Source organism: Streptomyces otsuchiensis, assembly GCF_004305975.1.
In the GTDB taxonomy this organism is placed as follows: Bacteria; Actinomycetota; Actinomycetes; order Streptomycetales; family Streptomycetaceae; genus Streptomyces; species Streptomyces otsuchiensis.
Genome location: NZ_BHZI01000358.1, coordinates 1 through 4,943 on the forward strand (window position 1 = coordinate 1; position 4,943 = coordinate 4,943).

Here is a 4,943-nt window from a genome sequence, read left to right on the forward strand (position 1 = left end):
GGGGTGGCCGTGGGGGCGGACGCCGGGGCGGGGCCGGTGGCGGCTTCGGGGTGGCCGGTGGCGCTCACAGGTGCTTCACCCCGTCCGGTATCTCGTAGAAGGTCGGATGCCGGTAGGGCTTGTCGGCGGAGGGCTCGAAGAACGGGTCCTTCTCGTCCGGGGAGGAGGCGGTCACGGCGTCCGCCGGGACGACCCAGATCGAGACGCCCTCACCGCGCCGGGTGTAGAGGTCGCGGGCGTTGCGCAGCGCCATGGCGGCGTCCGGGGCGTGCAGGCTTCCCGCATGGGTGTGGGACAGCCCGCGGCGGCTGCGCACGAACACCTCCCACAGCGGCCAGTCGGTGGTCATCCGCGTGCCTCTCCGTCGTGCGCGTGCTGAGCGCGGTGCTCGTCCTGGTGGTTGTGGTGCGTGGTGGCCGCGCCGTGGCGGGCGGCGCGCTTCGCGGCGTAGGCCGCCGCGGCCTCGCGGACCCAGGCGCCCTCCTCGTGGGCGCGGCGCCGCTGGGTGATCCGCTGCTCGTTGCAGGGGCCGTTGCCCTTGAGGATCTGCTTGAACTCCTCCCAGTCGATGGCACCGAAGTCGTGCCGTCCGCGCTCCTCGTTCCAGCGCAGATCGGGGTCGGGGAGGGTCAGCCCGAGGGACTCGGCCTGCGGCACGCAGATGTCCACGAACCGCTGGCGCAACTCGTCGTTGGAGTGCCGCTTGATCTTCCACTCCATGGACTGGGCGGAGTGCGAGGACTCGTCGTCCGGTGGGCCGAACATCATCAGTGACGGCCACCACCAGCGGTTCACGGCGTCCTGTGCCATGGCGTGCTGGGCCTCGGTGCCCCGGCTGAGGGCCAGGAGGAGTTCGTACCCCTGGCGCTGGTGGAAGGACTCCTCCTTGCAGATCCGGACCATGGCCCGGGCGTACGGGCCGTAGGAGCAGCGGCACAGCGGGACCTGGTTGGTGATGGCGGCGCCGTCGACGAGCCAGCCGATGGCGCCCATGTCCGCCCAGGTCAGGGTGGGGTAGTTGAAGATCGAGGAGTAGCGCTGACGGCCGGCGTGCAGCTTGTCGAGCAGTTCGTCGCGGCTGACGCCGAGGGTCTCGGCGGCGCTGTAGAGGTAGAGGCCGTGGCCGGCCTCGTCCTGGACCTTGGCGATCAGGATGGCCTTGCGGCGCAGCGAGGGGGCGCGGGTGATCCAGTTCGCCTCGGGCTGCATGCCGATGATCTCGGAGTGCGCGTGCTGGGCTATCTGACGGACCAGGGTCGCGCGGTAGGCGTCCGGCATCCAGTCGCGGGGCTCGATCCGCTCCTCGGCCGCGACGGCCTCGTCGAACGCGCGCTGGAGGTCGGCCGGCCCCTGGTCGCGCTCCTCGACGCTGGGCGGTGCGGTCGTCATCGGCGGCCCTCTTCCCGTTGTGGTGCGTGTGGCGGTGCTTTCCGGTGGCCCGTGCGTGGTCGGGGTGGTCGGCGTGCGCGGGGACGGCACCTCACCCAGCCTCCCGACCGATCGTTCGGTTCAATGGTGGTGCGGCCCACGAACCGTGTCAAGAGCGTCACTCGTTCGGGGGTGCCGACCGCTCGCGACCTGCGGCTCCCGCGCCTGTGCCGTCCCCGGGACGAACGGCACACGACGGGCCGGGGGGCGTGGCGGTACCGTGCACTGGTCCAGGAGGGACCTGGCGCGCGCAGCCGTGGGGGATACGGACCGAGCATGGAGTCACCCGAGACACCCGAGTCACCCGAGGGGCCCTCGGTGGGACCGTCCGGGGGAACGCCCCCCGGCCCGGACGTGGACCCCGGAGGTGCGGGCCCCGGTGGTGTAGTTCCCGGAGGTGCGGACCGCGCCCCCGAAGCGGCCGACGCCGCCCGCACCGACACCGCCCGCTTCGCGTTCACCGCCCTGAGCTGGCCGTCCCGCCTGCTGATCGCCACCGCGGTCGGCGTCCTCACCGTCTTCAGCGCCTGGCACATAGCCGTCGGGTTTCTCTACGTGGCCCCGGCCAACACCGTCTCCCGGGAGTACTCCTCGGTGATCCGGGACGGCTACGCCAACCCCGAGTTCGAGCAGAACTGGAAGCTGTTCGCGCCCAACCCGCTCCAGTCCAACGTCGCCGTCGAGGCCCGGGTCGAACTGAGCGCGGAGGACGGCGGCACGGAGACCACGGAGTGGATCAACCTCACCGCCCTGGATGTCGCGGGCATCCGTCACAACCTGCTGCCCAGTCACACCATGCAGAACGAGCTGCGCCGCGCGTGGGACGTCTACGCCAACTCGCTCGACGACGACGGCGTCCCGGTCGGTACCCGGGGTGAGCGCAACGCCTCCTACGTCCACCGCATCGCCCTGCTGCGGCTCGGCGACACCGTCGACCTCGACCGGGCGCAGCGCCTCCAGCTGCGGTCCGCCGTCACCCCGCTGCCCCCGCCGCCGTGGGACGACCGGGAGGTGGACACCGAGACCGTCCACCACGAGCAGGAGTGGCGCACGGTCGTCCCGGCGGACATGCCGCGCGGCGTCCACGCGCCGGAGGGTTCCGGCGGGTCCGCCGCCGGGGTTCCCGGAGCAGTCGGCGGCCCCGTGCCCGAGGCCACCCCGGAGGGTTCGTGAGCGACGACCGCACCACGTCACCGACGCCGCCCCCGGCACCGTCCCCGTCCCCGACGCGGTCAGCGGCCGCCGACGCGCCGCCGTCGCCGTTCGCCGGGCTGGGGTCGAAGTTCGACGCCGCTCTCGCGCGCGGCCTCAACCACATCACGCACCGCGCGCTCGGCCCGTACCAGACGGCCGTCGTCCGGATCGGGTTCGCCTTCACCTGGTTGTTCTTCCTGGTGCGGGAGTTCCCGCACCGGCACGAGCTGTACGGCCCGGACAGCCCGTGGGGGTTCGATCTCGCCGAGAGCATGATCGCGGAGAGCGGCGCGTTCACCGTGCTGCTGTGGAGCGACGGCCGGCTCTGGTTCGAGTTCGTCTATCTCTTCGCGATGGCCGCCTGCGTGGGGCTGATGCTCGGCTGGCGCACCCGCGCGATGTCGGTCTTCTTCATGCTGGGCGTGCTCTCGCTCCAGAACCGTTCGATCTTCATGGGCGACGGCGGTGACAACGTCATCAAGCTGATGGCGATCTACCTGGTCGTGGTCCGCTGCGGGCAGGTCTGGTCCCTGGACGCCCGCCGCCGCGCGCGGGGCACCGCGCGTGACGCCGACCCGGCGGGGGTGGCGCTGTGGGTGCTCTCCGGCCTGACGCTCGCGGTCACCACCGGCGGTGGGCTGCTCGGCGGTTGGGTCTGGCAGCTGTGCCTGTGGGGGCTGTGGCTGGTCTTCGCCCTGTGGTGGATTCTGGAGCGCCACTGGCCGGGGGAGCCGCGGCTGGTCTGCGATGTGATCGCCAACCTCGTCCACAACGCCGGTCTGCTGATCATCATGGCGCAGGTCTGCCTGATCTACGCCACCGCCGGCTGGTACAAGATCCAGGGCAGCCGGTGGCAGGACGGCACCGCCGTCTACTACCCGATGAACCTCGACTACTTCATGCCGTTCCCGGAGCTGTCGCAGGCGCTGACCAGCAGCGGGACGATGGTGATGATCCTGACCTACGGGACGGTCCTGATCCAGGTCGCCTTCCCGTTCGCGCTGCTCAACCGGAAGGTAAAGAACGTCCTGCTGGCGGTGATGATCGCCGAGCACGTCGGGATCGCGGTCCTCATGGGGCTGCCGTTCTTCTCGCTGGCGATGGTCGCCATGGACATCGTCTTCCTGCCCACCGCGTTCCTGGTCTGGTTCGGCTACCGGGCCCGCCGCTCCTTCGCGCCGGTGACGCGGCTGACGCGGCTGACGCGACTGCGCCGGAGCGGGCCGGAGCACACGCCGGAGCCATCGGACGCCCGGGCAGGGGAGGGGGCGGGCGACTCCCCGCGCGGCACCGTCCCCGCACCACGGGACGGCGCCGCGTCCCACGGCGCCCCGTCCGACGGCGCGCCGAGCGAGGACGAGACCCCCGCTCCGTCCGTCCGCTCCGAGCGGTCCCGAGCCCCGGAGCGTGACCGGTGACGCCGCCGCCCGCGCCCGCCCGTCACCGTCCCGAGCCGGACGGCCCGGCCGCACGGTGGCACCGTCTCGCGGCCGACGGCCTCGTGCACCTCGACGGCTTCCACGCCCTCAAGCACGCCCTGCGGTTCGGCGCGGACGTCCCGCTGGCCGTCACCAGTGACCGTGGCGGGGTGCTCGCCCTCGCGGGTGAGCTTGCACCGGACCTCGGCGCGCGGCTGGAGCCCTTGCTGACGGCCGTCGAACCCGCCGTGCTGGCCGGGCTGGTCCCGCGCCCGCACCCGACCGCCGTGGCGGCGCTGGCCGTGCCGCCGGCGTCGACCGTGCCGGAGACGGGGCGCACCGCCCCGCTCGTCGTCCTCGACAACCCGCGCCACCTCGGCAACACCGGCGCCGTCATCCGGCTCGCCGCCGGGACCGGAGCCGCCGGGGTGCTGACCACCGGCACCGTCGACCCCTGGCACCCGTCAGTCGTCCGGGCCGCCGCGGGGCTGCACTACGCGCTGCCGGTGGCACGCCGCCAGGTCGACGAACTGCCGGACGGCCCGCTGTACGCGCTGGACCCGGAGGGCGCCGACATCCGCGACCTGCGGATCGAGGACGACGCGCTGCTCGCCTTCGGCTCGGAACGTCACGGACTCGGCCCCGAACTCCGTGCCCGAGCCGACCGGTTGGTCTCACTGCCGATGCGCCCGCAGGTCTCCAGCTACAACCTCGCCACCAGCGTCTCGATGACCCTCTACCACTGGCTCGCCCAGCGGCCCGGATCCTGACCGAACGGTCGCCGACCCCGAAGCCCGCGATCACGTGACCGAGCGGTCCCACCCGTCGTTGGGGCGGACATGAAGAAGATCCTCGGGACCTCCGTGCTCACGCTCGCTGCCCTCGCCCTGGCCTCCCCCGCCC

The 4,943-nt window shown here is 72.6% G+C and carries 5 protein-coding genes; 3 read left to right on the forward strand and 2 right to left on the reverse strand.

Annotated elements, in window-relative coordinates:
- Window positions 1-64: 64 nt before the first annotated feature.
- Both paaB and paaA read right to left on the reverse strand, forming a co-directional pair.
- Complete coding sequence (gene paaB, locus E0D90_RS23485; RefSeq protein ID WP_103504044.1) at window positions 65-349, reverse strand: 1,2-phenylacetyl-CoA epoxidase subunit PaaB; 285 nt, start codon at window positions 347-349, stop codon at window positions 65-67.
- Window positions 346-1,389, reverse strand: coding sequence for a 1,2-phenylacetyl-CoA epoxidase subunit PaaA (paaA, locus tag E0D90_RS23490; RefSeq protein ID WP_227870436.1), 1,044 nt, complete (start codon window positions 1,387-1,389; stop codon window positions 346-348). The genes paaB and paaA overlap by 4 nt, the downstream gene beginning before the upstream one ends.
- A gap of 315 nt (window positions 1,390-1,704) precedes the next feature.
- On the opposite strand from paaA, the gene E0D90_RS23495 reads away from it, so the two are divergent.
- From E0D90_RS23495 to E0D90_RS23505, 3 genes are read left to right on the forward strand one after another with little or no spacing between them, the layout of a single operon-like run.
- Window positions 1,705-2,601, forward strand: coding sequence for a DUF5819 family protein (locus E0D90_RS23495; RefSeq protein WP_174856253.1), 897 nt, complete (start codon window positions 1,705-1,707; stop codon window positions 2,599-2,601).
- Window positions 2,598-4,040 carry an HTTM domain-containing protein gene (locus tag E0D90_RS23500; RefSeq protein WP_170215040.1) on the forward strand — a complete coding sequence of 481 codons (1,443 nt, stop codon included), beginning with the start codon at window positions 2,598-2,600 and terminating at the stop codon, window positions 4,038-4,040. Before E0D90_RS23495 ends, E0D90_RS23500 begins: the two co-directional genes overlap by 4 nt.
- A complete protein-coding gene (locus E0D90_RS23505) occupies window positions 4,037-4,810 on the forward strand; it encodes a TrmH family RNA methyltransferase (RefSeq protein ID WP_130799991.1) in 774 nt (257 codons plus the stop codon). The genes E0D90_RS23500 and E0D90_RS23505 overlap by 4 nt, the downstream gene beginning before the upstream one ends.
- The last annotated feature ends 133 nt before the right edge of the window (window positions 4,811-4,943 follow it).